The organism is Flavobacterium hiemivividum (assembly GCF_004349145.1).
Lineage (GTDB): Bacteria > Bacteroidota > Bacteroidia > Flavobacteriales > Flavobacteriaceae > Flavobacterium > Flavobacterium hiemivividum.
In genome coordinates this window covers 19,425-43,280 of the sequence record NZ_SMFO01000012.1, presented here as the reverse complement: position 1 = coordinate 43,280, position 23,856 = coordinate 19,425, and the positions used below count along the sequence as shown (strand labels likewise).

The 23,856-nt window shown below is 34.0% G+C and carries 25 protein-coding genes; 7 read left to right on the top strand and 18 right to left on the bottom strand.

Annotated elements, in window-relative coordinates; all coding sequences use genetic code 11:
- Positions 1-38: 38 nt before the first annotated feature.
- From E0F98_RS13590 to nhaA, 3 genes are all read right to left on the bottom strand, one after another.
- Complete coding sequence (locus tag E0F98_RS13590; RefSeq protein WP_243699249.1) at positions 39-902, bottom strand: transglutaminase-like domain-containing protein; 864 nt, start codon at positions 900-902, stop codon at positions 39-41.
- Between the two features lie 378 nt (positions 903-1,280).
- Positions 1,281-2,633, bottom strand: coding sequence for a TIGR00341 family protein (locus E0F98_RS13585; protein ID WP_132112379.1), 1,353 nt, complete (start codon positions 2,631-2,633; stop codon positions 1,281-1,283).
- Positions 2,614-3,792, bottom strand: a complete 1,179-nt coding sequence (gene nhaA / locus E0F98_RS13580) for a Na+/H+ antiporter NhaA (protein WP_243699248.1) — start codon at positions 3,790-3,792, stop codon at positions 2,614-2,616. The genes E0F98_RS13585 and nhaA overlap by 20 nt, the downstream gene beginning before the upstream one ends.
- Positions 3,793-4,244: 452 nt before the next feature.
- Here nhaA and yaaA point away from each other — a divergent pair, with 452 nt between their 5' ends.
- Positions 4,245-5,003, top strand: a complete 759-nt coding sequence (yaaA, locus tag E0F98_RS13575; RefSeq protein ID WP_132112469.1) for a peroxide stress protein YaaA — start codon at positions 4,245-4,247, stop codon at positions 5,001-5,003.
- A gap of 56 nt (positions 5,004-5,059) precedes the next feature.
- Here the strand turns inward: yaaA and E0F98_RS13570 are convergent, their stop codons facing one another.
- The 4 genes from E0F98_RS13570 to E0F98_RS13555 are packed head-to-tail and all read right to left on the bottom strand — an operon-like array spanning position 5,060 to position 9,687.
- On the bottom strand, positions 5,060-6,646 hold the full coding sequence (locus E0F98_RS13570; RefSeq protein WP_132112377.1) for an MDR family MFS transporter: 1,587 nt from the start codon (positions 6,644-6,646) through the stop codon (positions 5,060-5,062).
- Position 6,647: 1 nt separating this feature from the next.
- Positions 6,648-7,727: an HlyD family secretion protein gene (locus tag E0F98_RS13565; RefSeq protein ID WP_132112375.1), complete on the bottom strand. Its 1,080-nt coding sequence runs from the start codon at positions 7,725-7,727 to the stop codon at positions 6,648-6,650.
- A gap of 12 nt (positions 7,728-7,739) precedes the next feature.
- Positions 7,740-9,065, bottom strand: coding sequence for a TolC family protein (locus E0F98_RS13560; protein WP_132112373.1), 1,326 nt, complete (start codon positions 9,063-9,065; stop codon positions 7,740-7,742).
- Positions 9,055-9,687, bottom strand: coding sequence for a TetR family transcriptional regulator (locus E0F98_RS13555; protein WP_132112467.1), 633 nt, complete (start codon positions 9,685-9,687; stop codon positions 9,055-9,057). The genes E0F98_RS13560 and E0F98_RS13555 overlap by 11 nt, the downstream gene beginning before the upstream one ends.
- A 364-nt stretch (positions 9,688-10,051) precedes the next feature.
- Here E0F98_RS13555 and E0F98_RS13550 point away from each other — a divergent pair, with 364 nt between their 5' ends.
- From E0F98_RS13550 to E0F98_RS13525, 6 genes are all read left to right on the top strand, one after another.
- On the top strand, positions 10,052-10,603 hold the full coding sequence (locus E0F98_RS13550) for a DUF4494 domain-containing protein (protein WP_132112371.1): 552 nt from the start codon (positions 10,052-10,054) through the stop codon (positions 10,601-10,603).
- A gap of 643 nt (positions 10,604-11,246) precedes the next feature.
- Positions 11,247-11,528 carry a hypothetical protein gene (locus tag E0F98_RS13545; RefSeq protein ID WP_132112369.1) on the top strand — a complete coding sequence of 94 codons (282 nt, stop codon included), beginning with the start codon at positions 11,247-11,249 and terminating at the stop codon, positions 11,526-11,528.
- A 43-nt stretch (positions 11,529-11,571) separates the two neighbouring features.
- The gene (locus E0F98_RS13540; RefSeq protein ID WP_207917107.1) at positions 11,572-12,201 is read left to right on the top strand and encodes a YqaA family protein; all 630 of its coding nucleotides are present in this window, start codon (positions 11,572-11,574) and stop codon (positions 12,199-12,201) included.
- A 3-nt stretch (positions 12,202-12,204) separates the two neighbouring features.
- On the top strand, positions 12,205-12,819 hold the full coding sequence (locus tag E0F98_RS13535) for a YqaA family protein (RefSeq protein WP_132112367.1): 615 nt from the start codon (positions 12,205-12,207) through the stop codon (positions 12,817-12,819).
- Positions 12,820-12,825: 6 nt separating this feature from the next.
- A complete protein-coding gene (locus tag E0F98_RS13530; RefSeq protein WP_132112365.1) occupies positions 12,826-13,755 on the top strand; it encodes a TerC family protein in 930 nt (309 codons plus the stop codon).
- 11 nt (positions 13,756-13,766) lie between these two features.
- A complete protein-coding gene (locus E0F98_RS13525) occupies positions 13,767-14,012 on the top strand; it encodes a TFIIB-type zinc ribbon-containing protein (protein ID WP_132112363.1) in 246 nt (81 codons plus the stop codon).
- Between the two features lie 182 nt (positions 14,013-14,194).
- Here E0F98_RS13525 and trpA read toward each other — a convergent pair whose 3' ends face one another.
- The 11 genes from trpA to E0F98_RS13470 all read right to left on the bottom strand — a co-directional run bounded on the left by trpA (position 14,195) and on the right by E0F98_RS13470 (position 23,590).
- A complete protein-coding gene (gene trpA / locus E0F98_RS13520) occupies positions 14,195-14,956 on the bottom strand; it encodes a tryptophan synthase subunit alpha (RefSeq protein ID WP_132112361.1) in 762 nt (253 codons plus the stop codon).
- 53 nt (positions 14,957-15,009) lie between these two features.
- A complete protein-coding gene (locus E0F98_RS13515; protein ID WP_132112359.1) occupies positions 15,010-15,330 on the bottom strand; it encodes a gamma-glutamylcyclotransferase family protein in 321 nt (106 codons plus the stop codon).
- Positions 15,331-15,542: 212 nt separating this feature from the next.
- Positions 15,543-16,724 (bottom strand): tryptophan synthase subunit beta, encoded by a 1,182-nt coding sequence (gene trpB, locus E0F98_RS13510; RefSeq protein ID WP_132112357.1) that lies wholly within the window; start codon positions 16,722-16,724, stop codon positions 15,543-15,545.
- 18 nt (positions 16,725-16,742) lie between these two features.
- Positions 16,743-17,417 (bottom strand): phosphoribosylanthranilate isomerase, encoded by a 675-nt coding sequence (locus tag E0F98_RS13505; RefSeq protein WP_449404273.1) that lies wholly within the window; start codon positions 17,415-17,417, stop codon positions 16,743-16,745.
- A 55-nt stretch (positions 17,418-17,472) separates the two neighbouring features.
- Positions 17,473-18,252: an indole-3-glycerol phosphate synthase TrpC gene (gene trpC / locus E0F98_RS13500; RefSeq protein ID WP_132112355.1), complete on the bottom strand. Its 780-nt coding sequence runs from the start codon at positions 18,250-18,252 to the stop codon at positions 17,473-17,475.
- An 84-nt stretch (positions 18,253-18,336) separates the two neighbouring features.
- On the bottom strand, positions 18,337-19,329 hold the full coding sequence (gene trpD / locus E0F98_RS13495) for an anthranilate phosphoribosyltransferase (RefSeq protein WP_132112353.1): 993 nt from the start codon (positions 19,327-19,329) through the stop codon (positions 18,337-18,339).
- A gap of 123 nt (positions 19,330-19,452) precedes the next feature.
- Positions 19,453-20,073, bottom strand: a complete 621-nt coding sequence (locus tag E0F98_RS13490; protein ID WP_132112351.1) for an anthranilate synthase component II — start codon at positions 20,071-20,073, stop codon at positions 19,453-19,455.
- A 78-nt stretch (positions 20,074-20,151) separates the two neighbouring features.
- Positions 20,152-21,552, bottom strand: coding sequence for an anthranilate synthase component I family protein (locus tag E0F98_RS13485; RefSeq protein WP_132112349.1), 1,401 nt, complete (start codon positions 21,550-21,552; stop codon positions 20,152-20,154).
- Between the two features lie 329 nt (positions 21,553-21,881).
- Positions 21,882-22,448 (bottom strand): YceI family protein, encoded by a 567-nt coding sequence (locus E0F98_RS13480; RefSeq protein ID WP_132112347.1) that lies wholly within the window; start codon positions 22,446-22,448, stop codon positions 21,882-21,884.
- Between the two features lie 44 nt (positions 22,449-22,492).
- Positions 22,493-23,125 (bottom strand): NAD(P)H-dependent oxidoreductase, encoded by a 633-nt coding sequence (locus E0F98_RS13475; RefSeq protein WP_132112345.1) that lies wholly within the window; start codon positions 23,123-23,125, stop codon positions 22,493-22,495.
- Positions 23,126-23,128: 3 nt separating this feature from the next.
- Positions 23,129-23,590 carry a MarR family winged helix-turn-helix transcriptional regulator gene (locus E0F98_RS13470; protein WP_132112343.1) on the bottom strand — a complete coding sequence of 154 codons (462 nt, stop codon included), beginning with the start codon at positions 23,588-23,590 and terminating at the stop codon, positions 23,129-23,131.
- Positions 23,591-23,856 lie beyond the last annotated feature (266 nt).

Sequence of the window (23,856 nt, the reverse complement as noted above, 5' to 3'; positions counted from 1 at the left end):
CACATACATAAAAAAGTCTGCTCTCGAGCAGACTTTTTTTATATTGAATTCACAGGATACCTTTCAAGTATCTTTCTAGGTATTGGGGAGACGAACGGGACTGCGACTTTATATTCCTTGGAAGGAAACTCAAAACTATAGCTTTTACCAGTGAGATAGACCAGGCCATGTATTATCGATTCCGGCAGAAAACTGAATTTGTCTAAAAAGTAATCATAGGTTTTATTACAATAATTAGTAATCAGAAACGGAAATGAGTTTGGCACTAGATAGAGATCTTCTACATATTGCTTATCAACAATAACTTTTTTATTGAATTCATAATAGTGGATTTCTTTATTTTCTTTTTTCAATTCCAGAAGTTCAAAAACAGATAAAGGTACTTTAGAATTGGTATGGTAAAAAAATATAGATTTGGATACGTCGATTAGAATCCACTTCCGAAATTCCTTTGAGTATACTTCGTTAAACGAATGCCCACCGCGGGCCGCTTTGTTAGTGGTTGTCACTTTAATGCCCCACTCTTTAACTTTTAAATCGTTGATGACGCAAAAATTATTATAGATCTGCGAGAAATCACTACAGACACCGCCTTCCCCTCTTAACATTTTACGAAGTGCATTATTGGATGATTTTCCAAGTCCTGGACCTCCTTTAATATGGTTTCGAAGCCATTTTGCTATCTTTTTTGCTTTCTTAAGATCACTTAGTTCTGTCTTTGATTTCGGCAAAATCATACTGTTCAATTGAAAATAAATGGGCGGAATGTCATACTTTGGGTTTATAGTATTGTAACAAAAATTTTCAATACGATTCACAGATGCTTTCCTAGAAACCATTTTGAAACGTATCTTATATAATAAAGAATGTCTTCTAAAATACCAAAGTAAAGGTTTACTCATTTTTTATTTTATTAGAGGATTATACCATCTAAATTTAGATAATAAAGAGTTAAAATAATTAACTAATCGGTAAATGCCTGATAAAGACGATAAAGAGCGGAATTCGTAGTAAGGACTAAATTAATGGATCTCATTAAATAAATATATTCTCACATAAAAAAAAATGTGGTCAAGAAGTGTTTCGATTGGTAGTTTTTTTATTTAGGAAGTCGACTAATTATGACCTTGAGATTCAGTTTTAAAAACAGCAATAAACTGATAAAAAAAATCAAATAAAAGATTGCGCGAAGCGTGTGGATTGTAGGAACTAAACAAGTCAATATAATTGCATAAAAAGTCTGCTTAAGAGCAGAATTTTTATGCATATGTTTAGAAAAACTATTTTTGTACTACCTTTTTTGGCTGCATTTTTTTGAAGGCTTTAAGAGGTCTTCTGTATAGTTCAATATCTTTTTTAGCTAATCGTTGTTGTAGCCATAAAGTCATTTTCTTTGTATATTCGTTTTCTAGTGGTGCTTTACTAGTGTAAATTAGTACAGGCACCGTAGTAGTACTGTCTGAATTTTCATTAAAAGTATGATTGGACATTGAAATGTTATCTACCTCAGGAAATAAAATTTTTATTTCAGCCAGTAAGGCTTTGTTGTCATAAGTATTTGCAGCCAGTTGTTTTTTTAGGTTTAAAATCGAAACATCCTTTTGACTTAATTTTGACTTGTTAAAGTTGATTTCGTTCAGAATATCGCTCTTTAAGTCGGTTGTGTCCTGAATTACAATAAGCTTGGTGTCTTTAATTTCATACTCTTTAAGACTTTGGTTTAGCTTCTTAATTTCGTCTGGCTGGTACCTTTTCGAAAGAAATCCAAGTTCAAGTTTTTTTGGTTTCTCAATGAATTTGGTTTTCTTATAAACAACCGTAATGCCTTTATTGGTAAACTCATTATGAATAAAGAGATCAATCTGCTGTTGGTATTTTTTTTCTTCGATTAATTGATAAGCAAAATAGATACTTGGCAGTATTAATACTATGATTAAACCTGTTATTATGTATTTTACTCGTTTTTGTAATTTCTCATCTAGTTGTTTTTTCGTAGGATAATCTAAATATTTCACAATGAAAAAAGTCGAAATACAAATAAAAACACAGTTGATAGAATACAAGTAGATCGCACCAAAAAAGAATTTATAACTCCCCATTGCTAATCCATATCCTGCAGTACAAAGTGGTGGCATAAGTGCTGTTGCAATCGCCACACCCGGAATTGGGTTTCCTTTTTCTACTCTTGTTATTGCAATGGCGCCAACTAAACCACCAAAGAAGGCAATAAGGATATCATAAATATTGGGTGCAGTTCTGGATAGTAATTCAGGTTGGGCTTCTTTAAATGGGCTAATATAAAAATAGATGGTAGATACTACTAACCCTACGATGGTTGCAATCAACAGATTTTTTAGTGATTTTTTCAATAAATCGAAATCGTAAATACCTAGTCCAAAACCGGCTCCAATAATAGGACCCATTAATGGAGATATTAACATCGCACCAATGATTACTGCAGTAGAATTTACATTTAGCCCAACCGATGCCACAACAATGGCGCAGGCTAAAATCCACAAATTTGCCCCTCTAAAGGAAATACTAGATTTTACAAAATCCAATACTTTCGTTTTTTCTTCCTCGCCCTTACTAAGGTTAATGTAGGTGAAAATGTTATTTAATACTGTTCTCATCAATACTTTCTTTTAATGTGTTTTTCAAAAACATGAAGCCTAATAAGCCCGCAACTAAAGACGAAAGTAAAATAATGAATTTGGCGTTGCTAATAATGGTTTGGTCATCGAAAGCAAGCAAGGTAATGAAAATAGACATTGTAAATCCAATACCTCCTAAAAATCCTACACCTATGATCGTTTTCCATGTTAAGCCCTTCGGAAGTTTACAAATTCCTAGTCCAACAGCTAGAAGACAAAACAGAAAAATACCTAATGGTTTTCCTACTATTAATCCTAAAGCGATACCGATACTGTAATGTTGCGCAATCGTTGCTCCTATGTCTGAACTAACTACAATTGCAGTATTGGCTAAAGCAAAGAGTGGAAGTATTAAAAAACCAACTGGTTTGTGAAGAAAGTGTTGTAAAATGTATGAGGTAGAATTTTTCTCTCCATTTCCAAAAGGAATAACAAACGCTAATAATACTCCGGTAACGGTAGCGTGAATTCCTGAATTTAGCATAAACCACCACATGATTACTCCACCAATAAGGTATGGAATAAGACTTTTAACTTTCATACGGTTAAGCACAAATAAAATTAGCATGGTACCTAAAGCATAAAATAGATTTGCCCAAAGAATGGTTTTAGTGTAAAAAACGGCAATAACTAAAATAGCTCCTAAATCGTCTATTACAGCAAGTGCTGTTAAGAATATTTTTAAACTTAATGGTACTCGATTTCCTAATAGTGATAAGATTCCTAATGCAAAAGCAATGTCGGTTGCCATAGGGATACCAGCTCCAGCTTGTGCAATAGTTCCGTGGTTTAGTAAAAGATACAGTCCTGCAGGAACTAACATTCCTCCTAAGGCAGCAAATATGGGAAATAAAGCGTCTTTTATGTTTGACAATTCCCCTTTATAGATTTCTCTTTCTAATTCTAAACCAATTAGTAAAAAGAAGATGGTCATTAAACCGTCATTAATCCAGTATTCTACACTCTGTCCTCCCAGATCCATGTGCCAGGTGTGAATGTATTGTGAACCGAAGATTGAATTAGCCATAACCAATGAAAATAGGGTACAGGCGATAAGTATAAGTCCGGTTGATTTTTCATTCTCAAAAAATTCATTGAATAAATCTGAATTGTAAATGCGTTTTATTGTTTTTTTCATTTTTGTATGCTGTATTCTTTTATCGAATAACAGGAATTATTCCCGTTTTGGTTATTATTTTAAGATTCACAAAAATAGATAAATTGTTACTAATCTCCTCCTAGAAATTGATATTATTATTGAAACAAGGAACGCTAATTAGTTTTTAAGATTAATTTACACGCTGGTTTACTGCGGTTTTTATTATTTATTGCCCTTTCTTTTTATAAAAATACAGCGTTTTTTTTTCGAAAAGTTATGCTAATAAAAGTCAATAAATTATTTATTTTTCGAATGCTATACCCTTGAAAATTAAATGGGTATAAAAATCGAGATTTAGACAGTAATTAATGGATCACATTTCTATTTTCTATATCAGTATTAAACAAATTGATGTGGATTTATCAGTTTATTGTTTTTCAAGTAGTACTTTTGATTTTGTATTAAAAAAAGAACCTGAAACAGGATTATTTATGAAAATTGTTATATCGCCAGCCAAATCTTTAAACTTCGAAACAGCATTACCAACTTCAAAATATACGGAATCTGAATTCTTAAAAGAATCACGACAAATCCAGAAAGTATTGAAACAACAATCCCCAAATGACCTTTCTGAGTTAATGCATATTTCGACAAAATTAGCCGACTTGAACTGGCAACGCAATCAAGACTGGAAAACTCCTTTTACCGCTGAGAATGCTCGTCCTGCTGTTTATGCATTTGACGGAGATGTATATACTGGATTAGATGCATATTCAATCCCCACAGAAAAATTAGAAAACTTACAACATAGCTTACGAATATTATCAGGTTTATATGGAATACTTAAACCCTTGGATTTAATTCAGGCCTATAGATTAGAAATGGGTACAAAGTTGCCTATTGGCGACGATAAAAATTTATACGAATTTTGGAAATCGAAAGTTACAAAAGCGCTAAACAAAGAATTGGAAGAAGACGAGTTGTTTGTTAACCTAGCAAGTAATGAATATTTTTCGGCCGTAGATGCTAAAGCTTTGAAAGTCCCAGTAATCACTCCTGATTTTAAGGATTATAAAGATGGAAAGCTTAAAATAATCAGTTTTTTTGCTAAGAAAGCTAGAGGAATGATGGTGCGTTACATCATCGATACCGAAGCAAAAACGATTGACGATTTGAAAGGATTTAATTATGATGGCTATCAATTTGACGCCACGCTTTCAAAAGGGAATCATTTAGTATTTACCAGATAATCTTAGTTTAAGCAATAAAAAAAACTCCGACGTTGAGAATCGGAGTTTTTTGTGTTTTAATGCATGGCATCTGCTGGATTGATCTTGTTTTTCCCTTTCTTGATGAAGAAAATAATTGGAATACAACAGAGAAATAGAAGTCCCAAATACATAAAAATATCCATATAAGATAAAACAGTACTTTGTTTTAGAACGGAATAATCAATTGCCTGATATGCTTTTTTCATAGATTCATTGGCAGTAAAACCTTTAGACATAAACCCTTTTTGTAAAAGCAGTAGTCGCTGTTGTACTTCAAATTTAGTTCCATCTAAATGGGCAACTAAATTCACGCGGTGTTCCTGACTGAATCGGGTGATAAAAGTGGTTATTATGGCAATACCAAAAGAACCACCTAATTGTCTCATCATACCGGTAAACGCAGCTCCTTCACCAATATTTTTTCCTGATAAAGTAGATAGTGATAAAGTAGTGATAGGAACAAAAAGTAATCCTAAACCAACTCCTCTTAAAATTAATGCCCAGAACATGTGTTCTTCACCAGTATCTGGTGTCATTTTATTGTGCATCATTAAGGTAAATAAAAAGAATACTAAAAAGCCAAGTCCAATCATGTATCCCTGAGGAACTCCTTTTTGAATCAGTTTACCAATTATAGGCATCATGAAAGCTGTAGTTATCGAACCAGGAATCAGCAATAAACCAGCATCAGTAGCGGTCCATCCTAATACGGACTGTGTATATATGGGAATAATTAATGTGGAACCATACAAACCAAAACCTAAAATGAATGCCATTAGAGTACCAATTCTCAAATTCCCGTCTTTTAGAACGCTTAAGTTAACTATAGGATACTTATAAGTTAATTGTCTCCAGATAAATAGAATTAACCCAAAAAGAGAAACGACACTCAATAATACAATTAAGTTGTTGTTGAACCAGTCGTCTTGTTGTCCATGTTCCAATACAAATTGTAATGAACCAATGAAAGCTGCTAATAGAATGATTCCAGCCCAATCGACTTGATGCGACTTTAGTTTTTCTCCGTATTTTGGACTTCTTACAAATGTTAAAGTCAAAAGTGTGGCAATAATACCTAATGGAATATTGATGTAGAAAATGTAAGGCCATGAAAAATGATCCACAAGATAGCCACCTAATGGCGGTCCTAAAGTGGGACCTACAATGACACCCATTCCATAAATGGCTTGTGCCATTCCTCTTTTTGCAATCGGATAACTTTCAGTAATAATGGTTTGTGCAGTTACCAGCAAAGCACCTCCACCGAGACCTTGAATAAATCGGAAAGCTACTAGCTCCCAAATATTAGTCGCATTACCACACAAAAAAGAAGCAACGGTAAAAATAACTATGGAAACAGCAAAGTAATTCCTTCTTCCAAATTGCTGTGATAGCCAGCTTGTCATTGGTATAATGATCACATTTGCAATAGCATAAGCGGTTATTACCCAGGCCACATCAGTTAATGTTGCGCCAAGGCTTCCTCTCATATTTGTTAGCGCTACATTGACAATAGTGGTATCTACAATTTCCAATAACGCACAGAGTACAGCCGTAATTGTAATAATAACCCGTCTAAAGCCGTATTCGACTAAATCGTCTTCTCCTTGTTCTGTTACCATTTTATTTTATATGTACGTCAACATCCACATTCATTCCTGGACGTAATAATTTTATTTTCTCCATATCGTTATCAGCATCAATACTAATTTTTACTGGTAAACGCTGAATCGTTTTTACAAAATTTCCAGTAGCATTGTCAGGAGGTAATATAGAAAAACGCGATCCAGTTGCAGGCGAAAAAGAGACTACAGTTCCCTTAAAATCATGATCAGGATATGCATCTACTTTTAGAGTTACCTTTTGACCAACCATCATTTTGTTTAATTGGGTTTCTTTAAAATTAGCTACAACCCAGGCTTCATTATTATTAATTATATAAAAAAGAGATTGTCCCGGTTGCACTAATTGTCCCGGTTGAATATCAATTTTAGAAACTTGACCGTCAATTGCAGCAGTGATTGCAGTATAGCTCGAATTTAAAATTGCAGAGTTAAGCAATGCTTTCGCCCGCTTGATATTGGCATCAGCCACATCCGTTTGTTTGTCAGTGGCTTTAGATTTTGCTACAATAACCGATTTTTGAAAAGCACTCGCTTTTTCTTGCTGTTGCAAAATGCGAACTTGATTTTCAGCTTCTAATTTAGTTGCTAAAGCTTGCTCGTATTGCTGTTTAGTAATTGTACGGTTTTTATATAAATTATTATACCTATTGTAGTCACTAGTAGCACGATCTAATCTGATTTTTGCGCTTTCTATGTTTCCGCCGGCCGACTTTACATTGGCTTCAGATACAGAAATACTCGCTAAAAGACCACCGATGTCAGCTTTTGTAACCTCTAAGCTTCCTTCGGCTACAGCCAAATTTGCTGTTGCTTCATCAATTTTCAGTTGGTAATCTTTCTTGTCAATCGTAAATAAAGTGTCTCCCTTTTTTACAAAATCATTGTCTTTAATAAACACTTTGCTAACATATCCGGATACTCTTGGAATAATGGGGTTCATGTTTTTCTCAATCTGTGCGTCATCTGTGCCTTCGTGAGAAAGGGAATGAACGTATTTATAGGTTCCATAAGTAACACCTAGTAATACTAATGAAGTGATTATGATGATAAACTTGGTATTTGTCTTTTTCTTAGTCATTGTAGGTGCCGATTATATTTTTGAAAGATTGAAAGTTTGGTTTAGTTGTCCGCTTACTGAAAGCAATTCGTAGTATTTTTGAATAACATTAGCTCGCGCTAGTGTTTTATTGATAGTAGAACCCAGTTGTTCCACATCAGCTTCAAGAAGATCATTTGTATCAGATAAGCCGTTGTCGTATTTATCTTTTATAATTCTGTAATTCTCTAATGCTTGTTCCACCGCTTCATTGTAAACGAGATCTTGTTTGAGTGCCAAATCGTAATCTTCGATTGCTTTTTGGACTTGTGTTTTAATGTAATCAGTTAAAATCGCTTGATGATTTTGTACTTCAAGTGCTTTGCTTTCTGCTATTTTGACATTTGTTCCATTTTTTAGAATACCACTTAAATCATAAGATACTCCAATCCCTATATTCATAGCATTTTCTACAGTAATAACATTTTTTAAATCTAATGCTGTGTAACCACCAATAATTGAAATAGCAGGGTAGTAGCCACTTTTTGACATTTGAACATGAGCTAAACTTGCTTTTTCTTGCAAACGTATAGCTTCTAGATCTTTACGGTTTTCTAATGCCAGGGCATCATCAGTTGGAACATTATTCATTTGGAAGTCAATAAAATCACTTTCTTTAACCTCTAATTTTGTTTTTGGATCCATTTTCAATAAACTGACAAGCTCAAAATTGACAATGTTTAAATTGCTTATGGATTGGTCTAGTGATAGCTGGATTTTCGAAACTTGAAGTTGTGATTTTAGTAAATCATTTCTTGGAATGATTCCGTTTTTTTCCAATTCTAGAAAATCAGTGACGCGTTGTTGCGCGCTTTTTTGGTTTTCTTTTAAAAGCTCGACTGTTTTTTGTGCTTTATACAAACTGGCATAATAATTAACCACCATCATGGCAACTTCTTCCTTTGTTTGCATCGCACTAGCTGTTTCGGCCTGATATAAATTATCATAGGCTTTAATGCTATTTTTAATTTTAAAACCGGCAAATAAGGGAAGACTAGCATTTACTTGACCTATCATTAACTGGTCTACAACAGGAAGGGCTTCAGCAGTTGTACTTTTGTTAATTTTTAGATTAATAGATGCTTGGGCTAGACGCTGGTATTGACCTGAGATTTTCAAATCGGGATACTGCTTGTTTTTAACCGACTGTAATTCGAATTTTTTAGTGGCTACTTTTGTGTTGGCCAAGGAAACTTCGTTGCTTTGGGTCCAAGCCAAATGAATGGCTTCATCGAGAGTTAAACTCGTTTTTTCTTGCGCTTCTATTGGCGACATTCCGATGAAGAATATCCCAAAGAGCATGAATTGACTAACTTTCATAAATTAGAAGTGCTTTTATTGTTTGTTGAATGTGTTTTGTCAGGTCGACGGTGATATAATTGTTGTATGAATCTTCAGTAGGGAGCTGTAGTATATCCATGAAATACTCCTTGTTCATGTAGAAATGAAAAAAGGTACCCAAAATCGTAGGCGTTAAAAGCGGAATCGAAATGTCTTTTCTAAATACACCTTTATCCTGGCCTTCGGAGATAATGGCTTCAAGCGATTTTAAATTGCTTTTTCGTAAGTCGTAAAAGGATTTTATATTTAGTTCCTTTTTTTGGGTGGCCATCTCAAAATGAAGAATTCTAAAAATCCCTTTATTAGAATTGATTCTATTGATGTATAGGGCGATCAGCTTGTTGATCTTAGCAATGGGTTCTAGATCTTCAACCAACAAGTTTTCTATTTCAATCTTTAAATCTTTGGTTCTATAAAATATTAGCGATTCCAGCAAACGTTCTTTTGAGCCAAAATAATAAGAAACCATAGCGATATTAATCTTGGCTTCTTTTGCGATAGTTCGAATGGAAGTTCCTTCAAATCCTTTGTCGGCAAATAAGGTTTCTGCCACTAGTAGAATTTGTATTTGTTTTTCGGTAAAGTCGAAAGTAGCACACATAGAATTTAAATAGACTACAAAATTAAACAACTGTTTAATTAAACAGCTGTTTAATTAAGATTTAACATAAAATTAACATAAATAAAAAAAGTAGAGTGTATTGTGTTAGGTGTTCATATTCAGTTGTTTAAGATCAATTTTTATATTATAGTAAATTTCTATACTTAGATTAAATTTTATGTTTTATACTATTATTTAGGAACCGATTTTGGTTTTGTAACTTACTTCAAATAGTGATGAAATTGTATAAAACATTGGAATTAAAAACAATAGAAGCCGCTCTAAAAATTGTGAATATCTATTTTATGAATAACCGATTTTTTTTTCTTTAAAATCTATCTTTGGCATCCTAAAAAAGAAAGAGATGAGCACAACTTGGTACGAATGCAAAATAAAATATAGAAAAACAGACGAAACTGGCGGACAAAAGATTACGACAGAACCTTACTTAGTAGATGCTTTGTCGTACACGGAAGCCGAAAGTAGAATTACCGAAGAAATGTCGGCTTATATCAGTGAAGAGTTTAAAATCACGAATATAAAAGTAGCGAATTACGCAGAAATTCATCCTTTTGAAAATTGTGATCGCTGGTTTAAGTCAAAAATATCTTTGCTGGCTTATGATGAAGAAAGCGGAAAAGAACGTAAGAGCAGTATGTATTTCTTAGTACAGGCAAACGATGTAAGGGAAGCTTTTGACAATACCCTTGGAATCATGAAAACTACTATGGGGGAATATACTATTCCAGCAATTTCAGAATCTCCAATTATGGATGTATTTCCTTATTTTTCTGGAGAAGAAGAGGATTTGGAAAAAATCGAAAAATTTAATGCTTTGAAAGCGTCTAAACCAGAAATAGAGGTAGAAGCAGAAGATACCATGGAATTTGCCGTTGAAGCAGAAACGGTTTCCTAATAAAAATAATTTAATAATACTACAAATTCGCAAATTATGAGTTCCTAAATAGGATTGTAATTTGCGAATTTGTTGGTTATAATTAGATGAGGTTATAGCGGTATTGTAAAACCAGACAGTGTGCTATGCAGTGATTTTATCATTTGTTTCCAGAATAAAGTTCATTGTTGTTAAATTACTCTAAATAATTTACGTCAGGAATTGAAATATATTTGTTTTTAATTAAGTTTGCGCCATGAAACTTAGTCGAAAAAATTTTGTTAATTGTATAGTGCTCCTAGTAGGGATGTTGCTTTGCTATAACATTTGTTTTCAACAAAGTGATTCTTCCTCATTAAAAGAGTTAAGTTCCGAAGACGTTTCAATTTCTGATTGTTTTGATGCTGATTTTGAATTAAACGAAGAGGATCCAATTATTTGTTCGGTAGAATTTTCGTCAATTGTCGAAAACAGTACAAATATTGACCGATCTCATTTTAATAGTAGGTCCGTTCGACCTCATTTCCCTGTTTGGCAACCGCCAAAGCTTAGTTAATTTACTCTAATTTATTTTTTAGTGCTTGATTAATTTTCATTCGCTATAGCTGCATTACAGTATCGTAGTGTTGAAAAAATTTGTGTTATATAACTAAAATACAGTAGTATGGATTTTGAAGATTTTATAAATAAGAAAAGTAAGCATCATAAAAAAAATGTGATGCAAAGCTATTCCTCTAATGATAGTTACAAGAAGAAATCTTACTCTCGGAGTAATGCAAGTTTTAATCCAATGATGCTTGTTGAAAGTTTATTAAAGAACAAGAAACTAAAGTATGTTTTAGTTGGTATTTTAATTTTTGTGATCGCTCTAGTTATTGGAATAATAGCACTTGTTTTTCCGTTGATTGAGGGGATAATTAGTTTCATTTTGCAAAATGTTGTGTAAAGAGTAGTAGATGAAGATGTCAAATTTTTAAGCAAAAGATGGTATGGTAGATAATAATAAAATGATTGATTTTCGGATGAGAATGAAAAGATTACAATTACTGAACCGGTATTATAAAATGACACAGTTTTATTCTTTTTTGAAAGATACTGCTGTCAAAGGAGGTATTGTGATTGTAGTATTTGTGACAATTCTATTGGCTTTAGAATACTTTTTGTTAGACTTTAACGAGCTGCTTAATACGCTTGTCGCGACCTATTCTCCCCCTATAATTTTCTCCTTCTTTCTCCTTTCAGAAACGGTGTTGGGCTTAGTGCCGCCAGAGCTATTCATTGCTTGGGCTTCAAAATCAGAAACGCCATGGTTGTTTCTGTTTGTTTTGGCAACAATGTCTTATGTAGGTGGTATTATCGCGTATTTTTTAGGAAACCGATTGTTTTTAATACCTGCAATTAAGAATCACATCGAAAATAAGATCGCAATTCATATTGTCAATTTGCGAAAGTGGGGCGGTTTTTTTGTTTTTATTGGAGCAATGTTACCCTTACCACATTCCATCGTTAGTTTAGCATGCGGGCTCATAAAGTATAATTTCAAACAGTACCTTTTGGTGGCATTATTCCGGTACCTGCGATTTGTAATTTATGCATTTATAATTTTTCAAATATTTTAAAGAATGAATTGGTTACGAGATTTATACGATTGGGTTTTAAGTTGGGCACAAACTAAATATGGTGCAAGTGTTCTTTTCATTCTAGCTTTTGCAGAATCGATATTCTTCCCTATACCACCTGATATTTTATTAATTGCTTTGGCCTTAGGTCACTCAAGCAATGCTTTTAAGTACGCACTTCTTTGCACCTTAGGATCGGTTTCAGGAGCTTTTATTGGCTACTCAATAGGAAATTACAGCTGGCTTACAGCAACTGGAGAATTTTCAGCTTTCGCTAATTTCTTTTTTGATTCAGTTCCTGGGTTTTCAGTTGAGCTATATGAGAGTATTAGAAGTTTATTTGTCGAATGGGATTTTTGGGTAATTTTTACTGCAGGTTTTACTCCAATTCCTTACAAGGTGTTTACCATTACTGCAGGAGCTTTTAATATCAATATAATGATGTTTGCTTTAGCATCTATTATAAGTCGAGGAGCTCGTTTTTTTCTTATTGCCTGGTTAATTTGGAAATATGGAGCACGCATTAAGTTGTTCATAGAAAAATATTTTAATCTTTTGGCTATTGTAGTTACGGCTGTATTGATTGGTGGTTTTGTTTTAATTAAATATGTAATTTAAAAATATATGGTCATAGATGGTTTTGTATGGTTTTGTTTTTTAGGATTTGTCCTAGCAATGTTAGCTTTAGATTTAGGTGTTTTTCATCGTAAATCACACGAAGTAAAAATCAAAGAAGCCCTTATTTGGAGTGGTGTTTGGATATCCCTGGCGTTAATTTTTAATTATGGGATTTATATTTTTATGGGTGAACAGAAAGCAGTTGAGTTTTTAACTGGCTATGTTATAGAAAAGTCATTAAGTATTGATAATTTGTTCGTGTTTATCATGCTGTTTACGTACTTTAATGTTGATACAAAGTTTCAACACAAAGTATTGTTTTGGGGGATTTTAGGGGCTTTAGTAATGCGCGCTGTTTTTATTTTTGCAGGCGTTGCTCTTATTAATAAGTTTCATTGGATTATTTATATTTTCGGTGCCTTATTAATTTTTACAGGTATTAAAATGCTTTTTCATCAAGACGAAAAAATTGAACCGGATAAGAATCCATTAGTACGGTTATTTAAAAAATTATTTCCTGTTACAGAAGAAGAGCATGGTGATAAATTCTTTGTGAAATTAAATGGTCAAACCGTTGCAACACCGCTATTTGTAGTGCTTCTAATGGTGGAATTTACAGACTTGATTTTCGCAGTCGATTCAATACCGGCAATTATGGCAATTACAAATGATACGTTTATTATTTTTAGCTCTAATGTTTTTGCAATATTAGGTTTAAGAGCGTTGTATTTCGCATTGGCCGGAATTACAAAATACTTTCACTATTTAAAATATGGTTTATCGGCAATATTAGTGTTTGTAGGTATAAAAATGACAATTGTTGATTTCTATAAAATACCCATTGTGTATTCATTAATGGTAATAGCAAGTATCTTAATTATCTCTGTTTTACTTTCTGTTATTATTCCAAAAAAGAATGAATTATTAAATAACTAAAAATAAATAATATGAATTGTCCTAGTTGTAAAGTTCCGCTTGTAATGTCAGATAGACAAGGAATTGAAATTGATTATTGTCCGCAATGTCGCGGAATATGGTTAGATCGTGGTGAGCTTGATAAAATAATTGAAAGGTCAGTAAATGAGCCACAAGGAAATTTCCAGAGCAATCAACAGTCTTTTGGAGGTCAGCCTCAACAGGGTTATTACAAGGAACACAAGAAAAAGCATTGGTTAAACGAGTTGTTTGATTAAGCTATTGTAATACCTTTATTGAAGCCGCATTATTTTTATAAATAGTGCGGTTTTTTTTATAAAGATACTACTGTATAACATAGATTAAAACACAATCTTAGTTCAAATACAGTTATTGTCAAAAAAAAGCGGCATTCAAATCAAATTTATAAGCCGCTTATCTTATATAAATACCAACTGTTTTATAGAATCTCTTTTACAAACTCATCGATCTTAGTTGTTCCATTTTCGGTTAGATGGCTAACAAAAGCACTACCAATAATGGCTCCTTTGGCAAAGCGTGTCGCTTGTTTAAAAGTCTCTGCATTATTGATCCCAAAACCTATTACTTGTGGATTCTTTAAATTCATGTCGGCAATGCGTTTAAAGTAGTCTTCTTGCGTGCTTCCAAAACCAGATTGTGATCCGGTAACACTTGCGGAGCTCACCATATAGATAAAACCATTAGAAACACTGTCGATAAAACGAATGCGTTCGTCAGAAGTTTGTGGTGTAATCAGGAATACGTTGATTATGCCATATTTTTCGAAAATAGCTTTGTATTCATCGGCATACACATCGACCGGAAGATCAGGAATGATTAAGCCATCGATACCTATTTCTGCACATTTCTTGCAGAAATTCTCCAGTCCATATTGCAACATGGGGTTAAAGTAGCCCATGATTACAAGTGGAATAGAAACTATTTTGCGAATGTCTTTTAGTTGGTCAAACAAAACTTGAGTTGTCATTCCATTATGCAATGCTTGAGTCGAACTAGCTTGTATTGTTGGTCCATCGGCCAATGGATCAGAAAACGGTAATCCGATTTCGATCATATCAACACCGTTTTTTTCTAAATCTTGAATGATTTGTACAGTATCGTTAAGGTTAGGATATCCAGCTGAGAAATAGATTGAAAATATCTTTTTGTCTGCCTGTAATTTTTGATTTATTCTGTTCATTTTTATTATTTTATCAGATTCTGAATCTGTTATGCATGCTTTTTATTGTTAGTTTATATTTTGGCGCTATAAGCCCATACCGTTTGATTGGATTGCAGGGAAACTTTAATACGGGTATAAGAATTCCCTTCGTAGGTATCCGAAAGTTGGAGTTCTTCATAGGTTATTTCATATACTATTCCATCAATAGAGTCAGCTATATCTTCGGTAGGTGTAATTATCGGGTAGCTTTCTATTCCAAATTCTTCTTCAATTTGTATTTCTCTTACAGCATATCGCAATAATTTCTCTGGAACGCCTTTAAGGATTCGTCCAAAAACAGTTTTTTGTACTTCTTCTTCCCTTAAGGAACCGTAGGCAAATAAATTTTCCATTTTGTTGTGTATTTTACTTATTTTGTATCAGATATTATTGATTTCGATTGCTTTAGGTATGGAATTGGCAACGTGCAAATCTTGCGATCCCTCTAGCCCAGAATTAAATTTAGTATAAAAACTGAAAATTATTCAACATTTACCTTGAAATATAATCTTTCGACCTAGAAAATAATTCCACAGACCCTGAAATAAATTCAGGCAAGCCCAATTTATAATTTAAAATATTCAATATATGTATTTAAATCTTTATCACCACGTCCTGATAGATTTATAACAACAACATCCTCCGGTTTGAATTTCATTTCGTCCAGAACGGCAAAGGCATGAGCACTTTCTATCGCTGGAATAATTCCTTCCATGTTCGAAAGTTTGAGTCCCCACTGCATCGCTTGGTCATCAGTAATTGAGATAAATTGTGCTCTTCCTGATGCATACAAATGCGCGTGCATAGGTCCGACACCTGGATAATCCAATCCTGCTGAAATGGAATACGGCTCGGTAATTTGGCCGTCTTTAGATTGCATCAACAAGGTTTTGCTACCATGAATTACACCTACTTTCCCTAGTACGGAAGTGGCGGCACTTTCCCCAGAATCCACTCCGAGACCTGCTGCTTCCACTGCGATTATATTTACTTCTTCATCATCCAGAAAGTGGTAATAAGCTCCGGCAGCGTTGCTTCCACCGCCTACGCAAGCAATCACATAATCAGGGTTTTCCTTTCCTTCTTTTTCCAATAATTGCGTTTTAATTTCTTGGGAAATGACACTTTGAAAGCGCGCTACCATATCAGGATAAGGATGAGGTCCTACCACAGAACCAATAATGTAATAGGTATCCACGGGATTATTAATCCAGTCGCGAATGGCTTCGTTTGTAGCATCTTTTAAGGTTCTAGAGCCTGAAAGCGCTGGGCGAACTTCGGCTCCTAGCATTTTCATTCTTGCCACATTTGGCGCCTGACGCTCGATGTCAATTTCGCCCATATAGACGATACATTGCAATCCCATCAAGGCACAGACAGTTGCAGTAGCCACGCCGTGTTGACCGGCACCGGTTTCAGCAATAATACGGTTTTTACCTAGTCGTTTGGCTAATAAAATTTGGCCAATAGTATTGTTGACCTTGTGCGCTCCGGTATGACATAAATCTTCTCTTTTCAAGTAGATTTTTGTTTTGTATTGTTTAGATAATCTTTCTGCAAAATAAAGTGGAGTAGGACGACCTACATAATCTTTTAAAAGTGCATCAAACTCAGCTTGAAAGCTAGGTTCAGCAGTTATTTTAAGATACTGCTGGCGTAATTCTTCAACATTTGGATATAACATTTCAGGAATGTAGGCTCCTCCAAATTCACCGTAATAGCCTTTTTCGTTTACGTGGTATGACATTATTTTTTGGTTTAAGGTTTAAAACTGCAAGTTTTCTCGTAGCTCTGTCACTAATTTTAAATTTTTTAATCCCGGCGCTGTTTCAAATTTACTATTTACATCAATAGCGTAAACAGCTAATTCCGTTTTTATTATTTCTTTAACTGCTTCTAATTCTTCGAGTCCTATGCCGCCACTTAGAAAAAACGGCTTTGTGGACGGATAATTTTCTAATACTTTCCAGTCGAAAGTAGTTCCGTTTCCACCGGGTAGTTTCCCTTTGGTATCAAAAAGGAAATAATCACAAACAGCTTCGAATGGCTCTAGAATGCTAAAGTCAAATTCATCTTGAACAGAAAATACTTTAATGATTTCGATGTCTTTTGGAAGTATTTTGCGCAATTCTTCACAAAAAGCAACCGATTCGTGACCGTGTAATTGAACGGCTTGTAAGTCATGTTTTGAGACTTTTTCGAAAATAATAGCTGCTGTTTCATTGACAAAAATCCCCACTTTTTTTATGGATTTTGGTAACTCTGGAATCACACCGTCAAAATACCGAGCTGATTTTTCCCAAAAGATAAAACCCATATAATCGGGTAGGAGTGCCGCTACTTCGAGAATGTTATCAGGGTGCTTCATACCGCAGATTTTGATTCCTAATCCTCTGTAAGGCCTGGGATATTTTGCGTCTTGTATATTTATGGATTCCATATTGTTGGTATTTCAACCCCTTCAGAGTTTTGAACTCTGAAAGGGTTATTCGGTATTATAATTTTGAAATAAATTCCTTTGCTGCTTTTCCAGCATTATCTGTTTTCATGAAGTTTTCGCCTATAAGAAAACCTTTGTAGCCATAGGGTTTTAATTCCATTATCGCTTCGATTGACGAAATACCACTTTCTGAAACTTTTACAAATTCATTCGGAATTTGTGCAGCTAATTGTTTGCTGAAATCTAAACTTACTTCAAAAGTTTTCAGGTTTCTATTGTTCACTCCAATCATATCCAAAGTAGGCATAATTGATTTTTCTAACTCTTCTTTACTGTGTACTTCCAATAGCACTTCCAGACCTAGACTCTTTGCAAATTCCGATAAAGATTTAATCTCTTCTCGTGTTAACACTGCCGCGATTAGTAAAATTAAATCGGCTCCGTAGGCCTTGGCTTCGAGGATTTGGTATTCATCTACAATAAATTCTTTTCGAAGTAAAGGAACATTAACCGAGGCTCTTGCCAAAAGTAAATCGTCTAATGAACCTCCAAAATATTTCCCGTCTGTCAAAACAGATATTCCGCAGGCTCCCGCGTCTTCATATCCTTTTACAACTTCTTCCACCGTAAAACCGTGGTTGATTACTGACTTTGAAGGCGAACGGCGTTTGTGTTCGGCAATAATTCCTGTAGCGCTATTTCTTAAGCTTTCACTTAATGAGATAGTTTTTTTATCGAAAAAAATGGAGGCCTCTAATTGTGAAACCGGAATGATTGATTTTTTGAGAATGACTTCTCTTTTTTTATCATCTATAATTTTATCTAGGATATTCATTTGTTTTAATTTAGAGTTTTCTTTGTTTCAGGTTTGACGTTGAGCAACTAGTAAACAACTTTACACCTTAAACTTTACACATTTTTATCTACTCAATTCTTGCAATTTATTCAAAGCAGATAATCCTTTTCCAGAAAATAAACTTTCTTTAGCTAATTGAAATCCTTCGAGCGGCGTACATTTTGTTACCGTTGCGATAGCCATTCCAGCATTGGCACAAACCACATTGTTTTGGGCTGCTGTTCCTTTTCCTGAAATAATATCATTAAACATTTGCGCTGATTCTTCGATTGTTTTTCCACCTTCGATTTCACTTTGTGCTAAGAGACTAACTCCAAAATCCTCTGGGTTTAGTACTCCTTCCATCGAACTGGTAATAATCTTTGTTGGTCCAGTCAATGATACTTCATCATAGCCATCTAATGAGTGTAGAATGGTAACATTCACATCGGTATTTTGATATAAATAGGAGTAAATTCGAGCTAGTTCCAGATTAAAAACCCCAACTAATTGATTTTTTGGAAAAGAGGGGTTAACCATCGGCCCGAGCATATTAAAAAAGGTTTTTACCGCCAGTTCTTTTCGAATAGGACCTACGTTTTTCATTGCAGGGTGAAACAAAGGAGCATGTAAAACAGCAATACCAGCTTTGTCAATACTTCTTTCTAGGAAGTCAGCATCATTGCTGAATTTAATTCCGATTTTTTCCATCACATTACTGGACCCAGAAATAGAAGAAACACCGTAGTTACCGTGTTTAGCAACTTTTATTCCTGCTCCCGCAGCTATAAAAGAGGCTAGTGTAGAAATATTAAAAGTGTCTTTTCCGTCACCGCCAGTCCCACATAAATCGATGGTGTTATACTCTGATAGATCCACACGGATACACAAATCCAGTAAAGCTTCTCTAAAACCAGAAAGCTCTTCAATACTAATGCTACGCATCATGAAGACCGTCAGAAAAGCAGAGATTTGACTTGTATTATAACTACCGTTGGAAATATTGACCAACACCTCTTTTGCCTCCGCTGCGGTGAGTATTTCGTGATTGATCAATCTGTTTAATATATTTTTCATTTTTTATATGTTGTAGTGTTTATCCTCCCCCGGCACCCTCCGAAGGAGCGGGTGACTGGGTGTGAAAACTTTGTCTAGAAACTTTGTTTGTAAATTTCGTCTGTAAACTAAGACCGTAAATAATTATAAGTAATCCATATCCGTTTTGGCTCCCCTTCCTTCAGAGGGAGTCGGAGGGAGGATATTTATCCAGTTTTCTAATATCTTTTTCCCATTTGGTGTCAACACGCTTTCTGGGTGAAATTGTACTCCGCGAACATCAAACGTTCTGTGACGCAACGACATTACTTGACCATTTTCATCAAAGGAAGTAGCTTCCAGTATTTCCGGTAAAGTTGCATCTACAACCCAAGAGTGGTAGCGACCTACTTCAAACTCTTTTTCTAAACCATCAAACAAATGTTCGTCATTTACAGATTGCGTTACCATGGTGGCAACTCCGTGATATACTTTATCTAAATTTGATAGTGTTCCTCCAAATACTTCACCAATTGCTTGCTGCCCTAGGCAAACGCCAAGAATACTTTTGGTAGAACCATATTTCCGAATCACCTCTTTCAACAATCCGGCTTCATCAGGAACTCCGGGACCGGGAGAAAGTAGAATTTTATCAAATTCTGCAATGTCGTCGATATCAAATTCATCGTTTCTATATACCGTCACTTCGCAATCTAAATCTTCCAGATAATGGACTAGATTGTAAGTGAAACTATCGTAATTATCTATAACTAATACTTTTTTCATTTGGTTTTGTCATTGCGAGGCACGAAGCAATCTCACGTTACTATTATTTTTAGAAACAACTCACAAGTTGTTATTACTTTATATGGTCTCCGCCAAGTCCAGTGCTTTATTCAGCGCAAGGAGTTTGTTGTAGACTTCTTGCATTTCACTTTCTTCATCTGAACTGGCCACAATTCCGGCTCCTGCTTGGGAATGTAATTGATGATTTTTGCTCAAGAATGTTCGAATCATAATCGCATGATTAAAATTCCCTTCAAAATCCATAAAACCGATGGCACCGCCGTAAAAATTACGATTTGTTTTTTCATATTCTTCGATGAGTTGCATCGCTCTGTGTTTTGGTGCACCGCTTAGAGTTCCTGCTGGAAAAGTATCGGCGACTACCTGCATGGTGGTAGCTTTTTCATGTAAATGCCCAGTTACTTTAGAAACTAAATGAATTACATGCGAGAAAAACTGTACTTCTCTGTATTTTTCTACGTTAACATGATGACCATTTCGACTTAAATCATTTCGGGCTAAGTCGACAAGCATCACGTGCTCGCTGTTTTCTTTTTTGTCTTCGGATAATTGTTTCGCTAATATCGCGTCTTTTTCATCATCACCTGTTCGTTTAAAAGTACCAGCGATTGGATGAATTTCAGCTTTTCGATCTTTGACAATAATTTGGGCTTCGGGTGAAGAACCAAATATTTTAAAATCTCCATAATCAAAAAAGAACAGATAGGGGGAAGGATTAATGCTTCTCAATGCTCTGTAAACATTAAACTCGTCTCCTTTAAAACCTTGGGTAAACCTTCGAGATAATACTAACTGGAATACGTCACCGCGGAAACAATGCTTTTTGGCCAAAGCCACATTATGTTTGAACTCTTCGTCAGTCAAATTTGAAAAACCGTTACCTTCTTTCGAAAATTTATAGGAAGCAATATTTCTAGATTGCAACAGTTGTTCGATTTCAGAGATGTTGTTTTTTCCGTCTACACTATGGCAAAAGATATATGCTTCATTTTTAAAATGATTGATTGCGATGATGTTTTGGTACACCGCATAATATACATCTGGAATTGAAATACTATTGTCTTTTTTGGCAATGCTTACTTTTTCAAAATAACGAACGGCATCATAGGAAATGTATCCAAACAAACCATTATTGATGAATTTAAAGTCGTTTTTCTCTGACTTAAACTGTCCCGAGAATTCTTGAATTAGTTCAGGAATATTCGTGTTAGCATCAATAATTATCTTTTCGGAAGTGCCATCGGGAAAGGTTTTAAAAATCGCTTCGTTTTCTATTTTGATAGAAGCGATTGGATTGCAACAGATGTATGAAAAACTGTTGTCACTCCCGTGATAATCACTACTCTCTAGAAGTAGGCTGTTTGGGAATTTATCGCGTATTTTTAGGTACACACTAACGGGAGTAATGGTGTCAGCGAGTATTTGTTTGTAATTTGTATTAAATATAAATGGTCTCAATTTGTAAGTTTTTAAGGTTTAAAGTCTTAAGTGATGTTAAAAATAAATTAGCACAAAAAAAAGGCTTGTCGTGATGACAAGCCTTTTATATTTATAGTAAATAGTACCATAGGAGCTTAGTTCACGACGTTTGACGTAAATTGTTCCACCACCAAGTATTGTTCATTGTTATTTTCATATTACAAATATATAAATGTAATTTGGTTATTCAAATGGAAAGGAATAAAAAAAAACTAAAATTTCAGTCTTTTTTGTTAGATTACTTTACAGAGAGCAATAAAAAACCCCAACAATTGCTTGATGGGGTTGATATACTAATTTGAAAAATATTAGAATTTTAAGGCTACAGCCAATTCAAATTCATCTGAGATCGCTTTGTCTCCTAAGTTGTCAAAGAAACTTCCTGAGCCATATTTAATGTCATATTTAGTTCTGTCAACATTGAACGTTGTTGTAGCAGTATTTCCTTTTACAGTAATATCAAATGCTACTAAATTTTTTGTGCCTTTGATAGTTAAGTCTGCAGTTATTGCATATACATTTTTAGCCTTAGCTGCAACAGTTTTGAAAACTAAAGTAGCAGTTGGGAATTTTTCAGTTCCAAAAAAATCTTCTGATTTCAAGTGACCGTTTAATTTTCCTTGGGATTCACCAGAAAGATCAGTTGTATTTAATGAAGTCATATCAACAGTGAAAGTTCCACCAGCTAATTTATCTCCTTTGAAGATTAAAGTTCCCGCTTTTATGTTTACAGTACCACTATGCTGTCCTGTTACTTTTTTCCCAACCCAGTTGATTGTACTTTTTGAAACATCTACTTTTTTCGTTTGTGCAGATACTGATAGTGTAGAAAATACTACTGTTAATGCTAATGCAATTGCTTTTAAATTTTTCATGTGCTTAATTTGTTTAATTTGTTTAATTTGATTTGAAATAATAATTATAGTGTAATAAATAAATCCTCGTTTGATTTTCTAACTTTTTTGTAATATTGAGTAGCATCTTCATCATGTCTGTATCCCAAAGTTGCTATTAAAGAAGCGTTAAGCCCTAGTTTCTCTAAGCCTAATATTTCGTTTACTAGTTCAGGTACAAAACCTTCCATAGGAGTAACGTCAATTTTTAGTTCAGCAGCTGCATTCAATAAGTTACCCATTGCTAAATAAGTTTGTTTTGACGACCAAATATTTTTTGAGTCATTGTCAAGGGTTACTATTTTTGACTTCATGAAGTCGGAGTATCCGCTTAATGAATCGAGAGGGATGTTCCTAGTTGTACTTATGTTTTCTACGAAATTATCAATAGATTGCTCTTCTATTTTAGTTTCATTTGCAAAAATGATAAGATGTGAAGCTTCAACTATTTGTGATTGCCCCCATGCGGCAGGCTGAATTTTAGCTCTTAACTCTGGATTTTCAACAATAATAACTTTGTATGGCTGTAATCCATAAGAAGAAGAACTTAAACGAATCGCTTCTTTTAAAGTATTTAAATCTTCTGTATTTATTATTTTGCTAGCATCAAATTTCTTTGTTGCGTATCTCCAATTCTGATGTTCTAAGAAAGTACTCATAACTTATATATATTGATTTCTGTATTTTTCTAATAATGTGTTTAATTGCTCTAATTCTTCGTCATTTAAATTCTTCGAAAAATAATTCCCATGTTCAATTACTTTAGGATCTAATTCGTGTAAAACATCCAATCCTTTTTGAGTAATCAATACTTCAATTTTTCTTCTATTTTCTGGACAAACCTTTCGGGTAACTAATTCTTTTAACAATAACTTGTCTACTAATCTGGTTGTGTTACTCGTTTTGGCAATCATGCGCTCTTGAATTACACTCATATTAGCGGGATTTCCTTTTTGACCTCTTAATATGCGCAACACATTGTATTGTTCTCCTGACAAGTCGTATGGTTTCAAAACTTCATTGAACTTCTCATTGACTACATTTTGAGCATACATTATATTTAGTATAATTCGATTTGAATTACTCAAAACAGCAGTAGTTTTTATAATGTCTTCAATTTTCATACCAGCGTTCGTTTGTTTGTTGGTACAAATGTAACACTTTTTATATTTGTATATACAAGTATAATATTATTTTTTTGTTAAAATTAAATTAGTTGTTTCGAAATAGTAGGTGTTTGCTATTTTAATTAATTTAAAATCAGTATGTTGTAGTTTTATTTCTGAGTGCTTATAGCAGTATTATAGTGTTTTAAATAAGAGTAGCTTTTGTTTATAGCTGATTATGATAGTAATTATTGGCTTTATAATTCAGTTTTTTCTTTTCTATC